The sequence below is a fragment of the Proteus sp. G2300 genome, assembly GCF_009915965.1.
Taxonomy (GTDB): Bacteria; Pseudomonadota; Gammaproteobacteria; order Enterobacterales; family Enterobacteriaceae; genus Proteus; species Proteus vulgaris.
Genome location: NZ_JAABNK010000024.1, coordinates 134492 through 159163, shown reverse-complemented (window position 1 = coordinate 159163; position 24672 = coordinate 134492). Strand labels below are relative to the sequence as shown.

18 protein-coding genes and 4 tRNA genes are annotated in these 24672 nt (G+C 36.3%); 12 read left to right on the top strand and 10 right to left on the bottom strand.

The genetic code is table 11. The features are described from left to right. Window positions 1-28: 28 nt before the first annotated feature. On the top strand, window positions 29-1756 hold the full coding sequence (locus GWI97_RS15180; protein ID WP_052038471.1) for a M10 family metallopeptidase C-terminal domain-containing protein: 1728 nt from the start codon (window positions 29-31) through the stop codon (window positions 1754-1756). Window positions 1757-1863: 107 nt separating this feature from the next. Here the strand turns inward: GWI97_RS15180 and GWI97_RS15175 are convergent, their stop codons facing one another. Beyond that, complete coding sequence (locus GWI97_RS15175) at window positions 1864-3318, bottom strand: catalase (protein WP_036935602.1); 1455 nt, start codon at window positions 3316-3318, stop codon at window positions 1864-1866. Between the two features lie 282 nt (window positions 3319-3600). On the opposite strand from GWI97_RS15175, the gene GWI97_RS15170 reads away from it, so the two are divergent. Further along, a complete protein-coding gene (locus tag GWI97_RS15170) occupies window positions 3601-4143 on the top strand; it encodes a YfaZ family outer membrane protein (RefSeq protein WP_036938937.1) in 543 nt (180 codons plus the stop codon). Between the two features lie 91 nt (window positions 4144-4234). On the opposite strand, the gene tyrP is transcribed toward GWI97_RS15170, so the two are convergent. The 6 genes from tyrP to ubiG form a co-directional block, all read right to left on the bottom strand. After that, entirely contained in the window at window positions 4235-5386 is a 1152-nt protein-coding gene (gene tyrP, locus GWI97_RS15165; protein WP_231135591.1) for a tyrosine transporter TyrP, read from the bottom strand. A gap of 239 nt (window positions 5387-5625) precedes the next feature. After that, window positions 5626-5859: a YgdI/YgdR family lipoprotein gene (locus GWI97_RS15160; protein WP_036935606.1), complete on the bottom strand. Its 234-nt coding sequence runs from the start codon at window positions 5857-5859 to the stop codon at window positions 5626-5628. An 89-nt stretch (window positions 5860-5948) separates the two neighbouring features. After that, complete coding sequence (gene yfaE / locus GWI97_RS15155) at window positions 5949-6227, bottom strand: class I ribonucleotide reductase maintenance protein YfaE (RefSeq protein ID WP_036935608.1); 279 nt, start codon at window positions 6225-6227, stop codon at window positions 5949-5951. 25 nt (window positions 6228-6252) lie between these two features. Then, a complete protein-coding gene (gene nrdB, locus GWI97_RS15150) occupies window positions 6253-7383 on the bottom strand; it encodes a class Ia ribonucleoside-diphosphate reductase subunit beta (RefSeq protein ID WP_036935610.1) in 1131 nt (376 codons plus the stop codon). An 11-nt stretch (window positions 7384-7394) separates the two neighbouring features. After that, window positions 7395-9686: a class 1a ribonucleoside-diphosphate reductase subunit alpha gene (nrdA, locus tag GWI97_RS15145; RefSeq protein WP_036935612.1), complete on the bottom strand. Its 2292-nt coding sequence runs from the start codon at window positions 9684-9686 to the stop codon at window positions 7395-7397. A gap of 349 nt (window positions 9687-10035) precedes the next feature. Then, a complete protein-coding gene (gene ubiG / locus GWI97_RS15140) occupies window positions 10036-10773 on the bottom strand; it encodes a bifunctional 2-polyprenyl-6-hydroxyphenol methylase/3-demethylubiquinol 3-O-methyltransferase UbiG (protein ID WP_036935614.1) in 738 nt (245 codons plus the stop codon). A 172-nt stretch (window positions 10774-10945) separates the two neighbouring features. Here ubiG and gyrA point away from each other — a divergent pair, with 172 nt between their 5' ends. After that, entirely contained in the window at window positions 10946-13573 is a 2628-nt protein-coding gene (gene gyrA / locus GWI97_RS15135; RefSeq protein ID WP_087802121.1) for a DNA topoisomerase (ATP-hydrolyzing) subunit A, read from the top strand. Between the two features lie 192 nt (window positions 13574-13765). Continuing rightward, window positions 13766-16600, top strand: a complete 2835-nt coding sequence (gene rcsC / locus GWI97_RS15130) for a two-component system sensor histidine kinase RcsC (RefSeq protein WP_115370758.1) — start codon at window positions 13766-13768, stop codon at window positions 16598-16600. A gap of 290 nt (window positions 16601-16890) precedes the next feature. Here the strand turns inward: rcsC and rcsB are convergent, their stop codons facing one another. Both rcsB and rcsD read right to left on the bottom strand, forming a co-directional pair. Further along, complete coding sequence (gene rcsB, locus GWI97_RS15125; protein WP_036935620.1) at window positions 16891-17547, bottom strand: response regulator transcription factor RcsB; 657 nt, start codon at window positions 17545-17547, stop codon at window positions 16891-16893. Window positions 17548-17549: 2 nt separating this feature from the next. Then, a complete protein-coding gene (gene rcsD, locus GWI97_RS15120; protein WP_087802123.1) occupies window positions 17550-20264 on the bottom strand; it encodes a phosphotransferase RcsD in 2715 nt (904 codons plus the stop codon). A gap of 202 nt (window positions 20265-20466) precedes the next feature. On the opposite strand from rcsD, the gene GWI97_RS15115 reads away from it, so the two are divergent. From GWI97_RS15115 to GWI97_RS15100, 4 genes are all read left to right on the top strand, one after another. Continuing rightward, window positions 20467-20554 (top strand) — tRNA-Ser (locus GWI97_RS15115). A 6-nt stretch (window positions 20555-20560) separates the two neighbouring features. Continuing rightward, a tRNA-Thr gene (locus tag GWI97_RS15110) sits at window positions 20561-20636 on the top strand. A 279-nt stretch (window positions 20637-20915) separates the two neighbouring features. Then, a tRNA-Ser gene (locus tag GWI97_RS15105) sits at window positions 20916-21003 on the top strand. Window positions 21004-21009: 6 nt separating this feature from the next. Continuing rightward, window positions 21010-21085, top strand: a tRNA-Thr gene (locus GWI97_RS15100). Window positions 21086-21215: 130 nt separating this feature from the next. On the opposite strand, the gene GWI97_RS15095 is transcribed toward GWI97_RS15100, so the two are convergent. Continuing rightward, entirely contained in the window at window positions 21216-21953 is a 738-nt protein-coding gene (locus GWI97_RS15095; protein WP_036935624.1) for a S24 family peptidase, read from the bottom strand. A 241-nt stretch (window positions 21954-22194) separates the two neighbouring features. On the opposite strand from GWI97_RS15095, the gene GWI97_RS15090 reads away from it, so the two are divergent. The 4 genes from GWI97_RS15090 (at window position 22195) to GWI97_RS15075 (ending at window position 24527) form a co-directional block, all read left to right on the top strand. Next, complete coding sequence (locus tag GWI97_RS15090) at window positions 22195-23010, top strand: antitermination protein Q (protein WP_036935626.1); 816 nt, start codon at window positions 22195-22197, stop codon at window positions 23008-23010. 365 nt (window positions 23011-23375) lie between these two features. Continuing rightward, window positions 23376-23684 (top strand): phage holin, lambda family, encoded by a 309-nt coding sequence (locus tag GWI97_RS15085; RefSeq protein WP_036935628.1) that lies wholly within the window; start codon window positions 23376-23378, stop codon window positions 23682-23684. After that, the gene (locus tag GWI97_RS15080) at window positions 23677-24081 is read left to right on the top strand and encodes a structural protein (RefSeq protein ID WP_087802125.1); all 405 of its coding nucleotides are present in this window, start codon (window positions 23677-23679) and stop codon (window positions 24079-24081) included. The genes GWI97_RS15085 and GWI97_RS15080 overlap by 8 nt, the downstream gene beginning before the upstream one ends. Next, window positions 24078-24527 (top strand): lysis protein, encoded by a 450-nt coding sequence (locus GWI97_RS15075; protein ID WP_036935632.1) that lies wholly within the window; start codon window positions 24078-24080, stop codon window positions 24525-24527. Before GWI97_RS15080 ends, GWI97_RS15075 begins: the two co-directional genes overlap by 4 nt. The last annotated feature ends 145 nt before the right edge of the window (window positions 24528-24672 follow it).

The window sequence follows — 24672 nt, the reverse complement described above, 5'->3', positions numbered from 1 at the left end:
GTTAATTATTAAAGAAGGTTATTATATTATGAATATAAATGATAAAAAAAAGACCGTAGGATTTGATACTGTTGTTAATATAATGAAAAACGCTATGCCTATGTTCAAAGATAATAATATAGGTGATAGTAATGTCATTACTAAACTCACATTTAGTTTCCCTAACTGGAGTCAATTAAGAGGTGATGAGTATAAAACGTTAACAACCATGAATAAGTCACAAGAAGATGCAATAAGAAAAACATTGCAGCAATATAGTGATATTACAAATATTCAATTTATAGAAAAAGATAATCAGCATGACACACACATTAAACTTGGTGTTTATAATAATATAAATGAAATTGCAGAATGTTATGACTATGCTACACGAGGCGTGGCTTTATATTTAAATGAAGATTTAAAGCTAAATAAAAAAATAACTAAACTTAAAGATTACAGTCAAGAAGGACAGGTGTGGATTAATATTTCTGAAACGAAAATTATAGATGCTATAAATAAAATACCACATACAGAGGAAGAGAAAAATAAGCTAGAATTATTTAAGAAAAATGCTGATGGTATTAAAACTTATTTTGAAGAAATGGACGATTGGTTTTTATTATATGAAAATAATAACGGTAATGCACATATAAATAATCAAGAGAAAACGTTGAGTATTGGCTCTGGAATAAGAAAGACGATTATACATGAAATAGGACATTCTCTGGGCCTGCCTCATACTTTCATTAGTAATTCAGAGTCACCTGATATTGAAGAAAATAGCCTAAAACATTCTGTTATGGCATATAGAAAACCGAAAAAAGAAGATGCCGATTTTGGCAGTTATTACCCGATGAATCCATTAATATTGGATACCTTTGTTATCCAGCAATTGTATGGGAAAAATATGACCACTCGTGTTGGTGATACAATTTATGGATTTAATTCTAATACAGAAAGAGAGCATTATAGTTTACATACGGCTGATGATGTTTTAGTTAGCTGTATTTGGGATGCTGGTGGTAATGATACTTTAGATTTTTCACAATATAATGTAAATCAAAAAATTAATTTAAATGAAGGTGCTTTTTCTGATGTTGGTGGATTACAGTGTAATATTTCTATTGCATATGATGCTATTATTGAAAATGCTAAAGGTGGACTAAAAGATGATCATATTACAGGGAATAGTGCCGATAATTGTTTATGGGGTAAAAAAGGAAACGATACATTATTAGGTCGTGAAGGCAATGATATTTTATATGGTGGTTCTGGTCATGATTTCCTTTATGGTGATGATGGTGATGATATTCTTTTCGGAGATGGTGGTAATGATACGCTTTTTAGCGGTAGTGGCAATGATTTATTATATGCAGGCTCAGGTGATGATACATTAATCGTGGATGAAGGAAATAATGTTCTCTATGGTGGTTATGGTACTGATACTTTTATTATAAATAATGGAAATAATATTATCTCTGGTAGCCAAGGAAAAGATAACTTTATTTTTAATTTATCTGAAAATATGAATAGTAATAATATTATTTTTGATTTTAATAAAGAAGAAGATACTTTATCATTTAAATCAGAAAAAGATGAGCAAAATATCCAAACAAAACAAGTACAATCCTTTACTGGTAATAAAAATGAATTAATGCTGGATTATGATAATAATAAAACAATTATAAAAGTCATGACTACAGAAAATCTACACACACCTAATTTAGTCATTAATATTACAGGGCAATTTAGTTATGATGAACTTTTTAGCTAATAATATTGTTATTATTTAATCATAAAGAAAACCTCCCCACGACTAATGTATTAATGATGGGAAGGTTTATTTTTGCCGAGTTGCTCACAAGGCTTCTTATTATACGGTTACTTAGCGTCTTTTTTTGCTAACGCTTTCATTGCTTTTTCAACGCCTGCGCCATATTCAGGATGGACTTTCTTAAATAAGGCAATCTGACGTTTTTGTGTATCTTTACTTGCTTGAATTAACTCACCAGCAATGCGAGCAAACATACGTTGATGCTCTTCATCACTCAGTAATTCATATAGCGCACGAGGTTGGCTGAAATAATCCTCATCTTCACGATGGTTCCAATGATCTGCTGCACCTTCGATAGATAATGGGGGTTCTTTGAAATTAGGCTGCTCTTGGAACATACCGCCATTATTTGGCTCATATGTAATGCCACTGCCACTATTGCCATCAACACGCATTGCACCATCGCGATGGTAATTATGGAACGGGCATTTGGGTGCATTAACTGGGATCTGATGATGGTTCACACCTAAACGATAGCGATGAGCATCACCGTAAGAGAATAGGCGACCTTGTAGCATCTTATCTGGAGAGAAGCCAATGCCAGGAACAATGTTAGCAGGGCTAAATGCAGCTTGTTCTACATCAGAAAAATAGTTCTCAGGATTACGGTTTAATTCAAAGTAACCCACATCAATTAATGGATAATCCGCATGAGGCCAAACTTTGGTTAAATCAAAAGGATTATAAGGTACAGTTGATGCTTCTTTTTCTGGCATCACTTGAATTTGTAAATTCCAACGAGGGAAATCACCGCGCTCAATTGCATCAAATAAATCACGTTGTGAACTTTCTCGATCTTGACCTACCAGCGCTTGCGCTTCATCATCCATTAGATTTTTAATGCCTTGTTGGCAACGGAAGTGAAATTTAACCCAAAAACGTTCGTTATCTTTGTTAATAAAACTATAGGTATGGCTACCAAAACCGTGAATAAAACGGTAGCTTTGTGGTAACCCACGGTCACTCATATCAATAGTTAATTGATGTAATGATTCTGGCAAATGAGAGAAGAAATCCCATTTGTATGCCATATTGCGTAAGTTAGTTTTTGGATCACGTTTTACAACGTGGTTTAAGTCAGGGAATTTAAGCGCATCACGAAGATAGAAAACAGGGGTGTTATTACCCACCATATCCCAGTTGCCTTCTTCAGTATAAAATTTTAACGCAAAGCCACGAATATCACGTTCAGCGTCTGCGGCACCTCTTTCACCAGCAACGGTTGAAAAGCGAGCAAACATCTCTGTTTTTTTACCCACTTTAGAGAAAATTTTAGCGCGAGTATATTTTGTAATATCGTGAGTGACTTTAAATGTACCAAAAGCACCCGAGCCTTTTGCGTGCATACGTCTTTCAGGAATAACTTCACGATCAAAGTGGGCCAGTTTTTCTAAAAACCAGACATCTTGAAGCAACATTGGCCCGCGAGGACCTGCTGTCATTGAGTTATTATTGTCTACAACAGGTGCGCCAGACGCTGTTGTTAGCTTTTTCTTTTCCATCACATATCTCCAGTTTATGAAATAGTAAACGTTCTAAAAATAGCATGTGTGAATAAAACGAAGCGAACAGCCTTATATTTATTATGGTTAATATTGACCGTAATTCCACTTTAGCAATATTGGACTCATTAATAAAACCAATTAGACCAATAATATTGATAGACGTAACTTATTTACATAGATTGAAAATTCTACAGATTAGATTTCAATTTTGACTCAAGTTGTTTAATTAGTTTGTTGTATAATTATAAGTTAGGACAACTATTTGCTGGAGTAATAATGATGAAAAAATATTTATTGGTCGGTGCAATAAGTGCACTGTTTGTGGCTGGAAATGCCAATGCAGTATCAATGAATATTCAAGCAGGGAAACATTATACTGATGTTCGTGCAGGATTAGGGAATCCTAATGCGGGTCTTTCTTTTAATGGCAACTGGGCTCGTAGTGATCATGATGGTCAAGTAGGTAGCTTAGGCACAAAATTTGCTCTGCCTTTAGGGCCTTTTTCCGCTAGTGTTGGGGGTAAAGCACTCTATTTATCACCCAAAGATGGTGATGATGGTGCCGCTTTAGCTGGAGGTGTCGGACTTAACTGGGATATCCTACCTTCTTTAAGTGTTTATGGTGAAGCTTATGGCTCTCCTGAAGGATTAACTTCTGGTAGTAAATCTTATTATGAAGCTGATGTGGGAGCGCAATTAACGGTATTTAAGCCATTGCATGTTAATGCAGGTTATCGTGTGATTGAAATCGAAAACTCACATAATAGAAGTAATAATAAATTAGCTGATGGTTTCTATGTTGGTGCAGGTTTAAGTTTCTAAGTGAAAAACGTACTATTACATTAAATAAAAAGCAGGTATTGAAAAACCAATACCTGTTTTTTTTATTGTTTGTATAAATATAAAAGGGGGATTAACCGACTTGAGGTAATAAACCAAAAGTGATGGCGATTTGAATACCAATCACAACTAAACCACAAGTAAATACAACTGCTAATGCACCTTTCCCACCTTTGACTTGGTATTTATCAGTGTCGTGTTGCGCTTGTCTTACTTTCCAAACTAATAAAGTAGGTAGCAGTAGCGCTAAAATAGACAGTGCAATGGCGGCATAAGCTAATGCTTGTACAAAGTTAGGGAAATAAAGAGCACAAAGTAAAGGTGGAATAAATGTTAACAAGCTTGATTGCATACGGCCTGTTGCGCGATTACTGCGTTTAAATAGATCTGCAAGATAATCAAATAAGCCTAATGCAACACCGAGGAACGAAGTTGCCAATGCTAATGCGGCAAATAGGTTTACTGCAATATTGACACGAGGTGTAGCAACGACATCTCGGATAGCCGTAAGTAAGCCATTAAGTCCAGATTGTTGCGCCATAATCCCCATAAAGGTATTTGTTGGAATTGCGCCTAATGTGGCAATTTGCCATAAAACATAGGCAATAAGAGGGATAGCACTACCTGCAATAAAGATAATCCGCAATTTCTTAATATCGCCATTCATATAACTTACGATACTTGGCACACTGCCGTGAAAACCAAAAGAAGTAAAAATAACAGGAATAGCGGAAAGAATAAGTCCTTGAGCAACGGGCATTGATGTTAAATTGACACTTTCAACATGAGGTAACATCACTATCAGCATAAAAATTAAGAAAAAGACTTTTGCTGTAAATAGCAGACGGTTAATGATATCAACTGATGTAGTACCAATACCAACGACAGCACCGCCAATCACTGTAAAGATAATAATACCTTGCGTGACAGAGAGTTCATGACCTATCCAAGAGGATAGTGTTGATGAAAGCAACTCACCTGCACCACTAATGTAAGCAGTTGTTAATGCGTACATTAATAAGAGGAGAGCAAGTCCAGTGACCACTTGACCACCGACACCAAGATAACGTTTAGCAATTGAACCAAGACCTGTATGAGGATCGTTGTATTGATAAACTTCCACTAGCAAGAGTGCGGTATAACTCATTAATAACCACAATCCCACAAGTAATAGCATAATAGTGCTAAAACCAATACCCACCGCAGCCAGTGGCATAGCCAACATACCTGCCCCAATTGTTGTTCCTGCAACAATAAAAACACTACCTATAGTGCGATTTTTCACTAAATCCTCTGCTCGCGAGCCTATTTTATTTATATAAAATGCAGAGTATAAGAATGATAAATATCTGTCAAATTTTAATTACGTATAATGTAACGATTAGTTTACAAAAAGAATTTTATAAATAAAAAACGCCAATCATAAATATGAATTGGCGCTTAATAGAAAGAGGAATAAGAGCGTTAATCGTCGAGTTCTACCATTCGTCTTATTTGATCACGATTAATTTGTTTAATCTGTCCTGTTTCTGAATCTTTATAGGTAATTAATCCAGTTGCTTCATCTTCTTGAGGTTTATCTGTCGTTAAAATGGTTTCCCCATTTACTGTTTCTATTTTTTGTGGGCTTGAACAGCCTGCAACGAGCAGAATTGATGTAGAAATAGCAATGACGGAGAAAATGGATTTTAATTTCATAATGCTTTTCCTTTTTTATTGTCTTGACCTAACTTTAGTCAAAAATAAACAAGAATGTTAGGGAAAAGCCCAAATTAAGATAATTCAAATTATTCAGAGCAAATTTCTATTTCAATGTCACAAATAGGATGACAGCTACAAGGTAAGATTTCATCGGGTTGGATAAATGCTAAAGGTTCATTGCGGTAGCAAACCTTGCCTTTCACTAAACGTAGACGACAAGAGCCACAATAGCCTTCACGGCATTGGTATTCAATTTGGACTTTCCCATGCTCTAAAGCATCAAGCAGTGAAGGATGGGTGTCAGCATGGAATTCTAGCGGTGTTGAAAGACCCTGCTGATGCAGGGTCACTTTATGAGATGCCATAACGTATCAGTGTTATTTCTCAGTATCACAGTTCAAAGTTACTCAAGTCATCAGTATCAACTTGTGAGTCAATTTGACCCACGAGGTAAGAACTGACTTCAACTTCTTGAGGTGCTACTTGAACGTTATCAGACACTAACCACGCATTGATCCATGGAATAGGGTTAGAGCGTGCTTTAAAAGGTAATTTAAGACCTACCGCTTGCATACGAATATTAGTGATATATTCAACATATTGGCAGAGAATATCTTTATTTAAACCAATCATGGAGCCTTCTGAGAACAGGTATTCAGCCCATTCTTTTTCTTGCTCTGCAGCTTCAACAAATAGGTCATAACATTCTTGTTCGCATTCTGCGGCTATTTCCGCCATTTCAGGGTCGTCTTGACCTGAACGCAGTAAATTCAGCATGTGCTGTGTGCCTGTTAAGTGTAACGCTTCGTCACGAGCAATCAATTTAATGATTTTAGCGTTACCTTCCATTAACTCCCGTTCAGCAAAGGCAAATGAACACGCAAAGCTAACATAGAAACGAATCGCTTCTAAAGCATTAACACTCATTAAGCATAGGTAAAGCTGTTTTTTGAGCTTACGTAAAGTCACTTCAACGGTTTTACCTTTTATTTGATGCGTACCTTCACCAAACATATGGTAAAGGTTAGTTAAATTGATTAACTCATCATAATAAGAGGAAATATCACGAGCACGTTTTAAAATCTCTTCATTTTCAACAATATCATCAAAAACAACCGAAGGATCGTTAACAATATTACGGATAATATGAGTATAAGAACGCGAGTGAATGGTTTCAGAGAATGACCATGTCTCAACCCATGTTTCTAACTCTGGGATCGAAATTAAAGGTAAAAATGCCACGTTAGGGCTTCTGCCTTGGATCGAATCCAATAAGGTTTGATATTTTAAATTACTAATAAAAATATGTTTTTCGTGGTCAGGTAATGCATTGTAGTCAATGCGATCACGAGAAACGTCTACTTCTTCTGGACGCCAGAAGAAAGAGAGTTGTTTTTCTATTAGCTTTTCAAAAATTGGGTATTTTTGCTGATCATAACGCGCTACGTTAACAGGTTGCCCAAAAAACATGGGCTCCTGAAGTTGATCATTTTTAACTTGTGAAAAAGTAGTATAGGACATAGCTTCCTCAATTAAATTTTACACGCGCCGCCTTCACAATCTGAATCTTCCGTCTCAACGACTTCTTCCAGATCACCCTGTACATCGTCTGCACCATCACGGGTGTTGTGATAATAAAGTGTTTTCACACCATATTTGTAAGCGAGCAGCAAATCTTTCAGCAGTTGGTTCATTGGAACTTTACCGCTAGGGAAACGAGTAGGATCGTAGTTAGTGTTCGCTGAAATCGCTTGGTCAACGAATTTTTGCATAATACCCACTAACTGCAAATAACCTTCAATACTTGGCATTTGCCACAGTAATTCATAAGCGCCTTTCAAACGCTCATACTCAGGAACCACTTGACGTAAAATACCGTCTTTAGAGGCTTTAATGCTGATATAACCACGTGGTGGCTCGATACCATTTGTTGCATTTGAAATCTGCGAGGAGGTTTCTGATGGCATGAGTGCAGACAATGTTGAGTTACGTAAACCGTGCTCTTTAATGTCTTTACGTAAACCTTCCCAGTCGTAATGTAGTGGTTCTTTTGTTAGTACATCTAATGATTTTTTATAGGTATCAATAGGTAAAATACCTTCAGCGTAAGTGGTTTCATTAAACCATGGGCATGCGCCTTGTTCTTTCGCTAATTCATTAGATGCTTTTAATAAATAGTATTGAATTGCTTCAAATGCTCGATGAGTTAAGTTATTTGCACTACCGTCAGAGTAGCGGACACCGTGTTTTGCTAAGTAATAAGCAAAGTTAATGACCCCAATACCTAAGGTACGACGCCCCATTGCACCTTGTTTAGCGGCTAAGATTGGATAATCTTGATAATCTAATAGCGCATCAAGTGAACGAACTGCTAAACGAGCAAGTTCTTCTAAATCATCGAGATCTTCAATTGCACCTAAGTTAAAGGCTGATAAGGTACAAAGTGCAATTTCACCATTAGGATCTTTAATGTCATTTAATGGTTTAGTCGGTAGTGCAATTTCTAAACACAAGTTTGATTGGCGGATAGGTGCAATGGCCGGATCAAACGGGCTGTGTGTATTACAGTGGTCAACATTTTGAATATAAATACGACCTGTTGATGCGCGTTCTTGCATCATTAATGAGAATAACTCAACCGCTTTAACTTGTTTTTGGCGGATGTTTTTATCTTTCTCATATTGTACATATAGACGTTCAAACTCATCTTGATCAGCAAAGAATGCATCGTATAATCCCGGAACATCAGAAGGACTGAATAAAGTAATATCCTGACCTTTGATTAAACGTTCATACATTAATTTGTTTAATTGTACGCCGTAATCTAAATGACGAACACGGTTATCATCAACACCACGGTTATTTTTCAATACCAGTAAGCTTTCAACTTCTAAATGCCATAATGGATAGAACAGTGTTGCAGCACCACCACGAACCCCCCCTTGCGAGCAAGATTTCACCGCAGTTTGGAAGTGTTTGTAGAAAGGGATACAACCTGTATGGAATGCTTCACCATTACGAATAGCACTGCCTAACGCACGGATACGACCCGCATTTATCCCAATTCCCGCACGTTGAGAAACGTATTTTACAATAGCACTTGATGTTGCATTGATAGAATCAAGGCTATCGTCACACTCAATTAATACACAAGAACTAAATTGACGAGTTGGTGTTCTGACGCCAGCCATAATTGGCGTTGGTAATGAGATTTTAAAAGTAGAAATCGCATTATAAAAGCGTTCGATATAGTCCATACGTGTTGCTTGTGGATAACGGGAGAACAAGCAAGCAGCGACTAAAACATATAAAAATTGTGCACTTTCGTAAATTTCGCCAGTAATACGGTTTTGAACGAAATATTTACCTTCTAGCTGTTTAACAGCGGCATAAGAGAAGTTCATATCACGTTGATGAACAATAAAATTATTCATCTGTTCAAATTCTTCTTGGGTGTAATCTTCAAGAAGATGACGGTCGTATTTACCTAAATTGACTAATTTTTTAACGTGTTCATAGAGTGTTGGTGGCTCAAATTGACCATAAGCTTTTTTACGTAAGTTAAATACGGCAAGACGGGCAGCAAGATATTGATAATCAGGGGTTTCACCTGAAATTAAGTCTGCAGCAGCTTTTACCAGTGTTTCATGTATATCAGCAGTTTTGATACCATCATAAAACTGAATCTGAGAACGTAATTCAACTTGTGATACAGAGACATTTTCTAGGCCTTCAGCGGCCCAGGCGATTACACGGTGAATTTTGTCTAAGTCAATGCGTTCTTTATGACCATCACGTTTTGTGACGAGCAGGCTGTGATTCATGAGCGATGCACCTTTCTTGCATTAGTGCTACCTAAAATTTTATACCGCAAAAAAAACGCTCCCGGTGACAATATGTGTCAAGGAGTCTTGTGGTGTGAAATTTAAGGAAACACAATATATAGGGGTTAGTTCAAATGGTGATAACAAGATAAAGGTAATTGCGAGATTGATCAAGTGTACAAATCTGATTGTTTCTGTGGATAAATAGGGGATAAATTTTTTAATAACTGCCCGTACCCTGCATAAATACAGGCAGTAAGAAACTCAAATTCAAGTGATAATGACGTAAAGTCAATTTTAAAAAATGTGATCGTTTGATGTTTTATTAAACCAAATCAAACTTCCAGTTTCACGAATTCGAGTTATGGGTCGATTGTGTGTGCACCATATAATTCACATCGACATTTGGCGCTAATCGGAATTTGTCAGTGATTGGATTATAATGTAGGCCAATCATATTTTTGCTACGCAAATCGGTTTCATCAACCCAACTGAGTAGTTCTGATGGGCGAATAAACTTATTCGCATCATGTGTGCCTTTCGGTACCATATTTAGAATATACTCCGCACCTACCACCAGCATAAACCACGCTTTTTTATTGCGGTTGATGGTTGAGAAGAAAACATGTCCACCAGGTTTCACCAGTTTTGCACAGGCTCTGACAACAGAAGATGGATCAGGAACGTGTTCTAACATCTCCATACAGGTGACAACATCGTAGGTTTGTGGGTTTTCATTTGCATGGTTTTCAACGGTATCTTGAATATAAGTTACAGGAATACCTGACTCTAGTGAGTGTAAGCGTGCAACTTGTAATGGCTCTGTGCCCATATCAAGCCCAGTAACTTCAGCGCCGACACACGCCATACTTTCAGATAAAATACCGCCACCACAGCCAACATCGAGGACTTTTTTTCCAAATAAGCCGTCAGCGCGTTCTTGGATATAGTTAAGTCTTAGTGGGTTTATACGGTGCAATGGTTTAAATTCGCCCTCAAGATCCCACCAGCGTGATGCGACGCTTTCAAACTTGTCGATTTCATGCTGATCAACGTTAGCATGTAAAGAGGTTGTTTTATCATTCATCAGAAAGTATTACTCCTATTTTCATATTGTCATGATTCTACCAACGTTAGACGGCGAAATCGAAGAGAATAGCGAAAGGAACATTAATTTAGTCGTTTCCGTTTTCCCAAAATTGACGATTTGTGGTATAGTTCTAAACCTTTGAATCCGTAGTATGAGGGACAGTGGCTCCATGAGCGACATTGCCAGAGAAATCACACCAGTTAATATCGAAGAAGAGCTGAAAAGCTCATATTTGGATTATGCGATGTCTGTTATTGTAGGACGCGCATTACCCGATGTTCGAGACGGACTGAAGCCAGTACACCGCCGAGTTCTTTTCGCGATGAATGTACTAGGAAACGATTGGAATAAACCTTATAAAAAATCAGCCCGTGTTGTTGGGGATGTTATCGGTAAATATCACCCGCACGGTGACAGTGCTGTTTATGAAACGATTGTTCGTTTAGCACAGCCTTTTTCTATGCGTTACATGTTGGTTGACGGGCAGGGTAATTTCGGGTCAGTTGATGGTGACTCGGCGGCTGCAATGCGTTATACCGAAGTTCGTATGGCGAAAATCGCCCATGAACTGCTGGCGGATTTGGAAAAAGAAACGGTTGATTTTGTTCCTAACTATGACGGAACAGAACATATTCCGGCAGTTATGCCAACCCGTGTTCCAAACTTGCTAGTCAATGGTTCATCAGGGATTGCGGTCGGAATGGCAACAAATATTCCGCCACATAATCTAGGCGAAGTTATCGACGGTTGCCTTGCTTATGTTGATAACGAAGACATCACAATTGAAGAGTTGATGGAACATATTACGGGGCCTGATTTCCCAACAGCGGCTATTATTAATGGTCGTAGAGGAATTTTAGATGCTTACCGTACTGGTCGCGGAAAAATCTATATCCGTGCTCAGGCTGATATCGAAACTGATGAGAAAACCGGTCGCGAAACAATTATCGTAACGGAAATTCCTTATCAGGTGAATAAAGCGCGTTTAATTGAAAAAATTGCAGAACTTGTAAAAGATAAACGTATTGAAGGTATCAGTGGATTACGCGATGAGTCTGATAAAGACGGTATGCGTATTGTTGTTGAAATCAAACGTGATGCTGTGGGTGAAGTGGTATTAAATCATCTATTCTCACAAACACAAATGCAAGTTTCTTTTGGTATTAATATGGTTGCGCTTCACCAAGGGCAGCCAAAATTATTAAATCTAAAAGAAATTATTACTGCTTTTATTCGTCACCGTCGCGAAGTCGTTACTCGTCGTACTATTTACGAATTACGCAAAGCGCGTGACCGTGCTCATATCTTAGAAGCGCTAGCTGTTGCATTGGCAAATATTGACCCAGTTATTGAACTGATCCGCCAAGCACCAACACCAGCAGAAGCAAAAGCCGCGTTAATTGCACAACCTTGGGATTTAGGTAGCGTTTCTACTATGTTAGAGCGCGCTGGTGACAGCAATGTTGCTCGTCCTGAATGGTTAGAACCACAATATGGTGTGCATGACGGTAAATACTATCTTACAGAGCAACAAGCTCAGGCTATTTTGGATCTGCGTTTGCAGAAATTAACAGGCCTTGAACATGAAAAACTGTTGGATGAATACCGTGACTTATTGCTCCAAATTGCTGAATTATTACATATCTTAAGAAGCCCTGAGCGTTTGATGGAAGTCATTCGTGAAGAGCTAAATGCGATTAAAGATCAATATAACGATCCACGTCGTACTGAGATCACCGAAAATACAGCAGATATTAATATCGAAGACCTGATCAATGAAGAAAATGTGGTTGTCACGCTTTCTCACCAAGGCTACGTTAAATATCAGCCTCTTACCGATTACGAAGCACAACGTCGTGGCGGTAAAGGTAAGTCAGCTGCAAGAATTAAAGAAGAAGACTTTATTGATCGTCTGCTGGTAGCTAACACTCATGACACGATTTTGTGCTTTTCAAGCCGTGGTCGCCTCTATTGGATGAAAGTTTACCAGTTACCAGAAGCAAGTCGTGGTGCTCGTGGCCGTCCGATTATCAACTTATTACCTCTTGAGCAAAATGAACGTATTACGGCTATTTTGCCAGTGAGAGAGTATGAAGAAGGTAAGTTTGTCTTCATGGCAACGGCAAGTGGTACAGTGAAGAAAACACCTCTGCAAGATTTCAGTCGCCCTCGTAGTGCGGGTATTATTGCCGTCAATTTAAATGAAGGCGATGAGTTAATCGGTGTTGACTTAACTGACAGCACTAACGAAGTTATGCTGTTCTCTGCTGATGGTAAAGTTGTTCGCTTTGCAGAAGATTGTGTTCGTCCAATGGGTCGTACTGCGACAGGTGTTCGTGGTATGAAACTGAGTGGTGACGATAAAGTCGTTTCACTGATTATCCCTCGAGGTGAAGGTGATATTTTAACTGTAACTGAAAATGGTTATGGTAAACGAACTGCTCAAAGCGAGTATCCAACGAAGAATCGTGCTACACAAGGCGTTATCTCCATTAAAGTGAGTGAACGTAATGGCAAAGTAGTCGGTGCAATTCAAGTTGAAGAGACTGACCAAATTATGATGATCACCAATGCAGGTACTTTAGTTCGTACTCGTGTTTCAGAGGTCAGCATTGTTGGACGTAATACACAAGGTGTTACCTTAATTCGTACAACAGAAGGTGAGTTAGTTGTTGGCTTGCAACGTGTTGAAGATGAAGATGATGCATTAGATGATGATGAAGTTAATGAGGTTATTGCCGATGTGTCATCAGAAGAAGCTGATTCAGATTTAGCAGATGATGCAGACGAAGAATAATATTTATCATTATTGTGATGTATAAATAAAAGAAAGCAGGCATAATTGCCTGCTTTTTTTATGTGGTAAGATCAGTTTATTATGAGAAAGAATAATCCTGATGATAAAGATCATATCATTCAGACATACAGCAACTTCTGCTAGAATAGAATAAGTTTCTTATGCGGTAAGAATATTGATTAGGGTGGTTGTTTGAGATATCTCTCGTCCTTTAAGACATCGTTAAAAATTTCCCGCTACCTTTTTCGCATATTAGGTATTATGTTGTGGGCAATGGGTGCATTGCTAACCATGTTTTACCTTATCAATATTTTCAATGATACTAAGTCTGATATTCGTCAGGAGTATAGTAATAACTATACAAATCTTCTTAGTTTCTTTAGGCAAACCTCAAGCACTATCCGTGATTTACAATATCTCGCTGAACGTCACCAAGAGCAAATCAATTTAAATCCAGGCATGAAGAATTCATTATTTTATGAAGGACCGTTTTCACTTCATAAGCTTAATGAAACTGCAGATTGTGAATTATTTAAAGGGCAAACGAACAACTATTTCCGCTCGTTTAATAGTATTTTATATTACTGGAAAGATAATACGCCGGCATTACAAGGGATAAACCAAGTTTTTATGGTGGGTTCTCACAGTATGTGTATGATTAATTTTCCTTTACGTGCATCACCTGTCGATACTGAAATGTTGAAAAAGATGGTTTACGAAAATACGCGTAACTACATTAATCAACGAGCACAAGGCAAAGAAGTTAACCAATACTGGATAGTGCCTGACGCAAAAGGAGATAGTGGCATTTTATATGTTATGTCACCAGTTTATGCTTCAGGTAAATTTATTGGTTTAATTGGTATTGAAAGAGCAATTCGTCTTGAATATTTCTCTCCAGCCAAAGATAGAGTGATTTCTATCCATCTTCTGAATAGCAGAAATACTGCGGTATTAAGCTATCCTGCAGAAAATAATTATCGTTTTGTTAAGCAAGTTGCTGATGTGAGTGCGCCTTATTTTGGTTTTGACGAAGATTTCAGCGAATTAGTTGCAAAACGAAAACTGTTACCATCCTCTTTTAGTGTCGTGTATTCATTACCACTGAAACAAATTCTAAATGAATTTAAATTTACTATTTTTAATGCGCTGATATTAAATATTATTTCAGCCATTTTCATTTTTATTTTTGTATGGATTTTTGAGAGAAAAATATTTTCACCGGCAGAAAACAACGCTTCTCGATTAGAAGAACATGAACAGTTTAACCATAAAATAGTGGCATCAGCACCTGTCGGAATTAGCATTCTGAGAATACGGGATGGCATGATCATTTTAAGTAACGAATTAGCACATAATTATTTTCGGTTGCTAAGTCACAGTGATAAGCAAAATATTTTATCTATTATTGCTGAGAAAAGTAGCAATATGGTTGATGTAGTGACGAATAACCGTAATCATTTACAAATTAGTTTTGTTAATTCACGTTATCAAAATGAAGATGTGGCTATCTGTGTTTTAGTGGATATTAGTGCTCGCGTTAAAATGGAGCGTTCATTACAAAATATGGCAACAGCAGCAGAACAGGCTAACCAAGCAAAATCAATGTTCTTAGCTACAGTGAGTCATGAATTACGTACACCGCTTTATGGTATTATTGGTAACTTAGAGTTATTACAATCTTTTGCGCAAAATGATGATACAAGTCGATTATTAAAAACGATGGATAACTCCTCATCACTGTTGCTAAAAATTATTAGTGATATTCTCGACTTCTCAAAAATTGAATCTAAACAGTTAAAAATTGAGATAAAACCGTTTAATTGCCGCCAAGTACTTTCTTTTGTTATTTCTAACTATTTACCTCTGATCGCGAAAAAAGGTTTATCCATTTACTGTTTTATCGAGCCTGATGTTCCTAAAATTGTTAATAGTGACCCTGTTCGTGTACAACAAGTTATTTCTAATCTATTGAATAACAGTATTAAATTTACTACGACAGGGTGTATTACCTTGCATCTTTATAAAGATGAATATTACTTGTATTTTGATATTCATGATACAGGACGAGGGATAGGTAAAAAGGCATTACATGAGCTTTTTGAACCATTCTTCCAAGTTTCACAAAATACAGAAAGTGCATCCGAAGGTACAGGGTTAGGTTTGGCTATTTGTGAAAAACTGATTAACTTAATGGACGGCGATATTAGTGTTGTTTCACAAGAAAATATTGGTAGTCGCTTTACCGTTCGAATACCACTTTATGGTGCATTAGATGAGAGTGGGCTGTCTTCCAAAAAAGACATTTATAAAGAAAGTACAATTCGTTGCTTTATTGATATAAAAAATCTTTATTTAGAAAGATTTATTAGCCGATACCTCAATTACTTTGGATTGAGCTGTGAATTATTAACAGAAGAAACAATTCTATCTTCAACCGATTTTATCATTACAGACTATGATGATTCGAGAAGTCATAATTGCCAATTTATTAGGATTGATGAGCATTATTTCGAGCCATCTAAAAAAATAGCTGAAAATATCTGGGTATGCAGTACTTATAAATTGAATGAATTAACAAAGATAATACTGCAATTACCACAAAATAAAATAGACCTAAACTGTGTTGATATGATTGAACTCAATACAGATTGTGGCTTACCAGTATTGACTATTTTGATTGTAGATGACCATCCCATAAATCGCTTATTGCTGACCGATCAACTGAAAAAAATAGGTTTTAATACAGCAACTGCTGAAGACGGCTGTGATGCATTAACCTATTTAGCAAAAAATCATGTCGACATTATTCTGACCGATGTCAATATGCCAAATATGAATGGTTACCAGCTTGCAACACATATACGAGAAATGGGGAGTGATATGCCAGTGATTGGGGTAACGGCGAATGCAATAGCAGAAGAGAAGCAACGTTGTATTGACGCAGGAATGAATGATTGTGTGTCTAAACCAGTATCACTTTCTATTTTAAGAGAAGTACTGGTAGGACATATTCCTAAAGAATAATTCACGTAGCTGCCATTTAAATGTGTAAATAAAAAGAGACTAATTTATTAGTCTCTTTTTATTTTTTAAGCAACAATAAAGTTAAAGACATGGATAAAATTGAATGTAGGGAGCACCAATAAGATATCTTACAGGTTCTAGAGCAGGAGCAAATAAACGGTGGGTTATAGTGTATACTACACCTGTTTGGTGCTTAGTTAGCGGAGGAATAAAGACAAAAAAGCAGAGAAGCTCCACAGTGGGTTGAGCTTCCTGATTTTATCGGTACTGTAAACGGTAGCTTGAAAAGGTTAATCTGGTCCGTTAATTTCCTTATCAATAGTGACTGATGATAAGTAATTAAGTAGTGCGATATCGTTATCAACACCCAGTTTCATCATAGCTGATTTTTTCTGGCTACTGATCGTTTTAATACTACGATTAAGTTTTTTCGCAATCTCCGTGACGAGAAAGCCTTCAGCAAATAATCTCAGTACTTCACTTTCTTTCGGTGATAAACGTTTATCGCCATAGCCATTCGCATTTACTTTTTCAAGTAGCTTTGCGACGCTTTCAGGCATAAACTTCTTGCCTTTTTGCAGTGCTGCCAATGCTTTAGGAAGGTCTGTCGGAGCGCCTTGCTTAAGCACAATACCTTCAATTTCAAGATCAAGAACTGCACTTAAAATAGCAGGGTTATTATTCATAGTAAGTACAATAATCGACAAATTCGGGTAATGTCTTTTGATGTACTTAATTAGTGTAATACCATCACCATACTTATCGCCTGGCATAGATAAGTCAGTAATTAATGCATCTGCATTTAGCTTAGGTAAGTTATTGATAAGTGATGTAGAATCTTCAAACTCACCAACCACATTAACCCATTCAATTTGTTCTAAAGATTTACGAATACCGAATAAAACGATTGGGTGATCATCGGCAATAATAATATTAAGGTTATTCATGTTTAATTGTTACCTTGCTGCAGCAACTGTTGAATCCATTTATCCAGTTGAGTGATACGTTCTTCGATCTCTAATTCATTATGATTTTTTATGTCATGCTCTAAATATTCACAGCTTTCTCTGAGATATTCTAAATCTAACATGGCAAAAACCCCTTTTAGACGATGAGCTGTCTGGGCTAGAGAATGAAAGTCTTTATTTGTTGCTTCTAAGTGTAGTTTCTCAACATCAATAGGAACAGTACTGATAAATAGTTCCTTATAATCACTACCATTCAACTTCTTCCTATAATTATTAAGAATTACTTCGTAATTATCAAGGTTATTATTTTCATCCAAAATACTCTCTTCATTTGTATCTAGAGAAAATGACGCATTTTCTTCAATTAAATAAGTAATAGCTTCTATTAAAGGATCACCGAAGTTATAGTTACACTTTATTAAATTTTTTGATATTTTTTCAAATCCAACAATAGCGCTCATTAATAATATTGTTGGGGACTCTGGGCTATCATCCAAAGTATCTTTAAGTATGATATCGTATTCGGGATAAAGATTCTCTCTATTTTTATCAAAGTATGTCGCGCCATATTTATCAAGCTGTTGACAGATGATTTTTTCTATTTCAGGGTTTTTTATGGCGATTTTTGCGTTTATTCCTTCTAATAATACGTTAAAAGTCCGTTCTTCCGTATCTATATGCTGGTATGGAAGTACAATTCGGAAATGAGAACCAATACTTTCTTGGCTTTTAATTGTTAACTCACCTTGAATTTTATTACATAACAAATGACATAAATAAAAAATAATCCCAGAATTGGAATAATATTTATCTCCGATTGCTTGCCCTAGGAATGGGTATTTTATATTAGCAATATCTTGTGGGGTTAGCCCACTTCCACTATCAATAATATCAATAACTATTTCTTTTTTATCTTGATCTTTATTTTTAACTAAATTTAGATTAACAGTTATTTTTCCATAGTTAGTCGTACTAATGGCATAATTAATCAATGATAAAATAATCTTACTTAATGCAGGGCCATCATTAATTAAAAGTAAACCCGGTCTTATATTATTATGGAAATAAAGGGTTAAACCTTTTCTTATCATAAACGGTGATGCCGTTATCAAAATGGATTCAACTAATGTTGAAAGCTCAAACTCATCCTTGTGAATTTTCCATTCCTGGTTTTCTAACTTATTAATTAACGTAATATTTTCTATCCATTCGGAAATGTAATTTGTCTTTTCTAATAATAAGCTAAGTAATTGCTGATGGGTGCTTTCGGGCAAGAGTTCTTTGAATTGATAAACCATCTCATTTATATCTTTGATTGGACGCATTAATTCTAATGACATATTAGATAAGATTTTACGTCGTGCGATGGTGTTTTTTTCATATTCTTGCTGTGCTAGTTGTAATTTTTTATTGATGAGTGCTTCATTGTCTTTATTCAGAAATATGAATAATGACGTATTGTCAATATTGCTATTATTGCTGGTTCTAATCTCATAAATTTCATTATTGATCGCGGTTTGGATTAAGCCATTATGCTCAATCGCCATTTGACGGATCTTTGACAAGTCGATATGAGGCAATAGTTTCTCAGCATGGCTGTTGCTAATAATTTTATGGTTGGAGGAGAAATTGTAGACTAATAATCCGATTGGAAGATTAGAAATGATATCGTTAGTCATCTCTTCTTTAATTCGCAGATTACGAGTCATTGAGATATAAGGGAAAACATACTTGTTACGTATATAGATGTGTCCGAACACAGAAATTGAAATAAAAGCAAGTAGGCTAATTAATAACCAGATATTTTTATAAGCGATCTCTTTAATCATCAATTTCAACGGATATTCATAAGAGAGTGAGTAGGGAATACCCGCAATAGGTTGAGAAAAAATTAAAGAAGAGCCATCAGTTGAGATCTCAATATTGTTTTTATCATAGACAGACTGCTGGCCTGTCGGTAGTAATCTTAAGTAGTGTGGTGATAACTCTGAAGGTAAAAAATTATTAATAGGTAAATCAAAGGCCACCACGCTAGTAAGTTGCCCTGGTACATTAAACATAATACGGTAGGTATAGTAATAGATATTTTCTGTAGACATCTTTCTAATAGGAGAAAGACTCTCTTTTTCATCTAATGCGGTTGATTGCATCAACAGTTCAGAGCGTTTGTTTTCAGCAGTTAACGTTAAGTAGCTTTCTTTGTAACGAATTTCTGGTTTTAGTACAGAGTGAGTGGTAATTAAAATAAGATCATTTCCTTTACCATTTAGATAATAAAGTGAACTGTAATCATTACGCACACCCCAGATAATTTCGAGTGAATTTGCAAACCGCTGTGCTAGTTGGAAAGTTTGTTCATTGGGTTTACCAAATATAATGGCATCAATTGTTTGATCTCGACCTTCAAGCCAAAAGACATCAGAACGTAGTTTTATTGGGTTAAGTGGTAAGGGGGGAAAGGCAGAGGTGTCTGATACTTTATTTGATAACTGAAAAAGCTGATTAGAGTGATAACGGTAATCTTCAACCTGTAAAGCAAATTTATGAGTCGTGTTGTTGATAGCATTTTTCTTACTATCTAGCCAAGTATCAAAATAACTGTAAGCGTATAGAAAAAGAGATATGACCATGAAAAGAAGAAACAGGGCATATAAACGAGTTAGTGTATTTGGCTTGAGTTGGTTCAATGTACGCATTCAGTTTGCGAGCCTTTAAGAAACAATGTAATTAAAAAAGAAAAGTTGAATAAACAATCACCATTATTCAGCCATTATATTAACAGGTTATCGCTTTAAAAGGGATATTCGGATGAACTTTGAGCAAACAAACAAAAAAAGCATATTTTTTTACAATAGAAGCTAGACAGCAGGGTCAGAGATAGGCATAATTCCGCGCTATGGAAGGATGGCCGAGTGGCTGAAGGCAGCGGTCTTGAAAACCGCCGATGGGAAACCATCCTAGAGTTCGAATCTCTATCCTTCCGCCAGAATTAGCCGGCTTAGCTCAGTTGGTAGAGCAACTGACTTGTAATCAGTAGGTCACCAGTTCGACTCCGGTAGCCGGCACCATATAAGAACCCGTTATCTCGTAAGAGGTAGCGGGTTTTTTCTTACCTATGTTTTATTTACCATCATCTTTTTAAGTTTTTTTCCTTCTCTGTTGTTCCATCTATCTCACAATACCTTCTTGTTTATTATTTTAAATTATCAAGAATTAACTACTATATTAGTGGGTTAGCATTTTTTAAACAAAATCAGACTGAAGATTGAGCAAACAGATAAAAAAGTCATTTTTTTTACAATCAGGACTAGACAGCGAGGTCAGAGATAGGCATAATTCCGCGCTATGGAAGGATGGCCGAGTGGCTGAAGGCAGCGGTCTTGAAAACCGCCGATGGGAAACCATCCTAGAGTTCGAATCTCTATCCTTCCGCCAGAATTAGCCGGCTTAGCTCAGTTGGTAGAGCAACTGACTTGTAATCAGTAGGTCACCAGTTCGACTCCGGTAGCCGGCACCATATAAGAACCCGTTGTCTTGAAAGAGATAGCGGGTTTTTTCTTTGGTTAAATCTTAATGATAAAGCATGCATGTACTGAAAAAACACCACATTAATAAAAAGATGGTGGTGTTTTTAAGCATTACAATGATTACCATCCCATAACTGACCAGTTAAATACACGCCCCAAGATTTTTACTTCTTCTAATGTTGAACGCTCATCAGGGTAATCAATAGTGTTATAGCTACGGATGATAATGGTGTTATTGGGAAGTCGATGTAAAATTTTGACTCTCAAAAGATCACCTTGTTGAATAGCATAAATACCGCCATCAATAATTTTTGTATGTCCTGTACTGATAGTGACGATTGATCCATCAGGAATAACTGGGGACATACTGTCGCCATGCACTTTAAAGGCAACGGCATCGCTAGGTTGTACACCATAGCGATTAAATGTAGAACGAGAAAATCTCAACAATTCCACCTTTTGATTATCAGTGGTACAACTTCCGAAACCGGCAGCTAATTCAATAGTCGTATAGAAGGGGATTTCAACTTCATCTCGTTCTATCGGGGTATTATTGTCCCAATCATTAACCGGTGTCATTTCATTGACTGAAATGCCATCATTTCTTTTCGCTCCTCGTCCATACTCTAACCATTCTGGTCGAATATCTAACCACTGACTTAGGGCTAAAATGTTGGTTGAGTCAGGAATTGATTCACAATTTAGCCATTTCCATACAGCTGGCGCGCTCACTTTTATGCCTTGTTCAGCGAGTGCATCTGTAATTCTTTTACCTAATCCACGACCAGCGATCCCTGAATCTAAACACGCTTCTTGAAGTCTTTTTGTAAACTCCATTTTATTGTCATTTTTAACCATTGGTTAATTTCCTTTGCTACTTGACGTCACTTTGGTTAAAATATAACATTAACTACCAGTTAATAAAAGTAGAAAAAATACAAAAAAAGTAACTAAATAAACCAATACAAGAGTGGTAAGTAAAAAATCACGTTGAGATAACGCCGTAAAATGCGGGTGATTTAGATGCATAAATGCCATGCCTTGTCGTGGTACATGGATGACCAAATTAGTAATGATAGGAAATCAAAAGGAGCATTAAATGAGACTAGCAGACTTACCTAAATATTTTTCACCAAAAAGCATTGTATTAAGTGATGTAAGAACCGTTAAAGCGGTAGATTCGCTTTCTGTGACGGATGTGATGACATCAATTAGTTTAGTTACGCGAAAAGGGCGTATGGGCATAGAGTTGTTTTTAGCTAAACATAATATTAATCATCCAGATGAAGCGATAGAAAGTCTTTATCAATACGCGTTAACTCAGGCATACCAATATAAAGCGATTGATAAACTAACTGAAAATAATAAAGCCAAGGTTTTACATATTATTGCCAATTATGCCTTTCAAGATTATTCAAGAAGTGCAGCAAGCAAAAAAGTTTGCCCTGATTGCAGTAATGGATTTATTGAAGTTGACGTTTTTACTACCAAAAGCTATACATCAAAACCAGTTAAAAGGTTTGAGCGAAATCTTAAAAATGCACTTAAAGTAAAACCAACAAATAACATTTCTTATCGAGAAGTCAGAGAGATAACTCGTGTCGTTTGCCCAACGTGTAAAGGGAAAGCTGAAATTCGCTTAGCTTGCCGTTGTCATGGCCGTGGCCAAGTTTTGGATAAAAAAGAGAGTGAAAAACAGGGCTTGTCAGTTTTTAAGCCTTGTAGCAAATGCGCAGGACGCGGATATCCTCGTTTAAAATTCAGTGAAGTATTAGCGCAAGTACAAACGGTGGTGAGTGTTTCTAAAACAGTAGCATACAGTAACTATAAGGCATTATTTGAACATTTAGTGGAAGAATGCTTTAAAGAAGAGTCTTTATCAGAAAAAATTCTTCAAGAAGTAACTATTAAGTAATAATTTTCTCTATTTATTTATTTTTTAGAAAATAGTTATTGACTTTCAGGAAAAATAAACATACCATACCTCCACAGTGAGAGATTTGTATCTAAAGACCTCACGACAGAATATAAAAAGCCCCTACTTAAAGTGGGGCTTTTTCTGTATCTGTATTTTCTTAACGAATACAAAGTAACAATATTTGTTAAAGTTTATTTTCAATTGAAGGCCACAATGTGGTCTTTTTTTATATCCGCCATTTATCTAATTAGATAAATAAAACATAAACATACTCATGTTAAAACCGCGCTTAAATTTAAGTGCGGTAGATGAGTATCTTATTTATTACATTTCCTCCTATTGGAGGTAAGCCGTGAGAAACAATGAAAGAAAATCCAGATCTATGGGAACAGATATTTATTGTTCTTTCTTCAATGAAAGAACAAGGGATATCAGCCTCTCTAGCTGGAGGAATGGCTATTCTTCGAGGTTTATATAACGGCGGAGGATGGAAAAAAACCTCTATAGATGGGTTGATGTGTGCAATGTTTGCTTGGTTTATTAAAGATATTCTCATTTTATTTAATATTAATCATGAGTTTGCTTACTTAGCCAGTGTTTTTATTGGCTATATTGGCGTGGATTCCGTGAGTAAACTTCTCAAAGGAAGAGCTGGAGTTAAAAATGGCTAAAATAGCACGGGGTGAGCGTAATAATAATCCTGGTAATATTCGGCATGGTTCACAATGGCAAGGGTTATCTGTAGAACAAACAGATAAAGATTTTTGCCAATTTATTTCGCCCGAATATGGAATACGAGCTATCTACAAATTATTACAAACCTATCAAAAAAAATATGGCTTAAATACGATTAAAACGATTATTCATCGTTATGCTCCGCCTAACGAAAATAATACAATAGGCTATATTAATCGTGCCTCAAAAGAAATAGGTATTGAAATTGATACTCCTATTAATACCCGATTAAAAAATGTCACTATTCCTTTAGCAATAGCGATTGTTAATATTGAACTTGGCTATCAACCTTATTCCAAAAAAGTCTTTGATGATGCTTGGTTGCTATTATGAATTATTTATCAAAAATAATGCTAATAACAATTTTATGTCTAGGTATAGGATTGTTTTGGTTAATTGATAAAAATATATCTTTGAAAAATGAATACGATGATATTTATCAATCTCTTATTCAAAAAATTGCAGAGAATAAAGATTATCAATTAAGAATTAATCGACTTAATCAACTTGATAATCAACATCCACAGGAACTTGTTCATGCGAAAAATGAAATTGGTCGGTTGCGTGATATTAGTGAGCGTACACCTGAGCGGGTGTACATCAACGCAGAGTGTCCCAAAGCGCCAATTACTTCCTCCTCCAGCTTGGATGATGCAAACGCCGCCAGACCTACTGGCACCGCTATCCGAAATTATTGGTTACTCAGAGAACGAATTGCGCAGTCAGAACAGATCATTTTAGGTTTACAGGATTATATTCGCCAAGAGTGTATTAATTGAAAATATTTTTATACGACTGATGAAATAAAAATAACTAATTAATTTTTAAATAAAAGGAGAGTTATATTAAGGAGGTAAAATGAAAGATAATGATATTAATATTGCCACTCGTGAACAACTATTAAAACAATTTAACTCAGCAAAT

What these genes read in the sequence shown, in the direction of transcription:
- GWI97_RS15170 (WP_036938937.1), top strand. Translation starts at nt 3,601, where the DNA reads ATGAAAAAATATTTATTGGTCGGTGCAATAAGTGCACTGTTTGTGGCT.
- tyrP (WP_231135591.1), bottom strand. Translation starts at nt 5,386, where the DNA reads ATGTTGGCTATGCCACTGGCTGCGGTGGGTATTGGTTTTAGCACTATT.
- GWI97_RS15180 (WP_052038471.1), top strand. Translation starts at nt 29, where the DNA reads ATGAATATAAATGATAAAAAAAAGACCGTAGGATTTGATACTGTTGTT.
- GWI97_RS15160 (WP_036935606.1), bottom strand. Translation starts at nt 5,859, where the DNA reads ATGAAATTAAAATCCATTTTCTCCGTCATTGCTATTTCTACATCAATT.
- GWI97_RS15175 (WP_036935602.1), bottom strand. Translation starts at nt 3,318, where the DNA reads ATGGAAAAGAAAAAGCTAACAACAGCGTCTGGCGCACCTGTTGTAGAC.
- gyrA (WP_087802121.1), top strand. Translation starts at nt 10,946, where the DNA reads ATGAGCGACATTGCCAGAGAAATCACACCAGTTAATATCGAAGAAGAG.
- GWI97_RS15085 (WP_036935628.1), top strand. Translation starts at nt 23,376, where the DNA reads ATGAAAGAAAATCCAGATCTATGGGAACAGATATTTATTGTTCTTTCT.
- rcsB (WP_036935620.1), bottom strand. Translation starts at nt 17,547, where the DNA reads ATGAATAACCTTAATATTATTATTGCCGATGATCACCCAATCGTTTTA.
- GWI97_RS15090 (WP_036935626.1), top strand. Translation starts at nt 22,195, where the DNA reads ATGAGACTAGCAGACTTACCTAAATATTTTTCACCAAAAAGCATTGTA.
- GWI97_RS15095 (WP_036935624.1), bottom strand. Translation starts at nt 21,953, where the DNA reads ATGGTTAAAAATGACAATAAAATGGAGTTTACAAAAAGACTTCAAGAA.
- nrdA (WP_036935612.1), bottom strand. Translation starts at nt 9,686, where the DNA reads ATGAATCACAGCCTGCTCGTCACAAAACGTGATGGTCATAAAGAACGC.
- GWI97_RS15075 (WP_036935632.1), top strand. Translation starts at nt 24,078, where the DNA reads ATGAATTATTTATCAAAAATAATGCTAATAACAATTTTATGTCTAGGT.
- ubiG (WP_036935614.1), bottom strand. Translation starts at nt 10,773, where the DNA reads ATGAATGATAAAACAACCTCTTTACATGCTAACGTTGATCAGCATGAA.
- GWI97_RS15080 (WP_087802125.1), top strand. Translation starts at nt 23,677, where the DNA reads ATGGCTAAAATAGCACGGGGTGAGCGTAATAATAATCCTGGTAATATT.
- nrdB (WP_036935610.1), bottom strand. Translation starts at nt 7,383, where the DNA reads ATGTCCTATACTACTTTTTCACAAGTTAAAAATGATCAACTTCAGGAG.
- yfaE (WP_036935608.1), bottom strand. Translation starts at nt 6,227, where the DNA reads ATGGCATCTCATAAAGTGACCCTGCATCAGCAGGGTCTTTCAACACCG.
- rcsD (WP_087802123.1), bottom strand. Translation starts at nt 20,264, where the DNA reads ATGCGTACATTGAACCAACTCAAGCCAAATACACTAACTCGTTTATAT.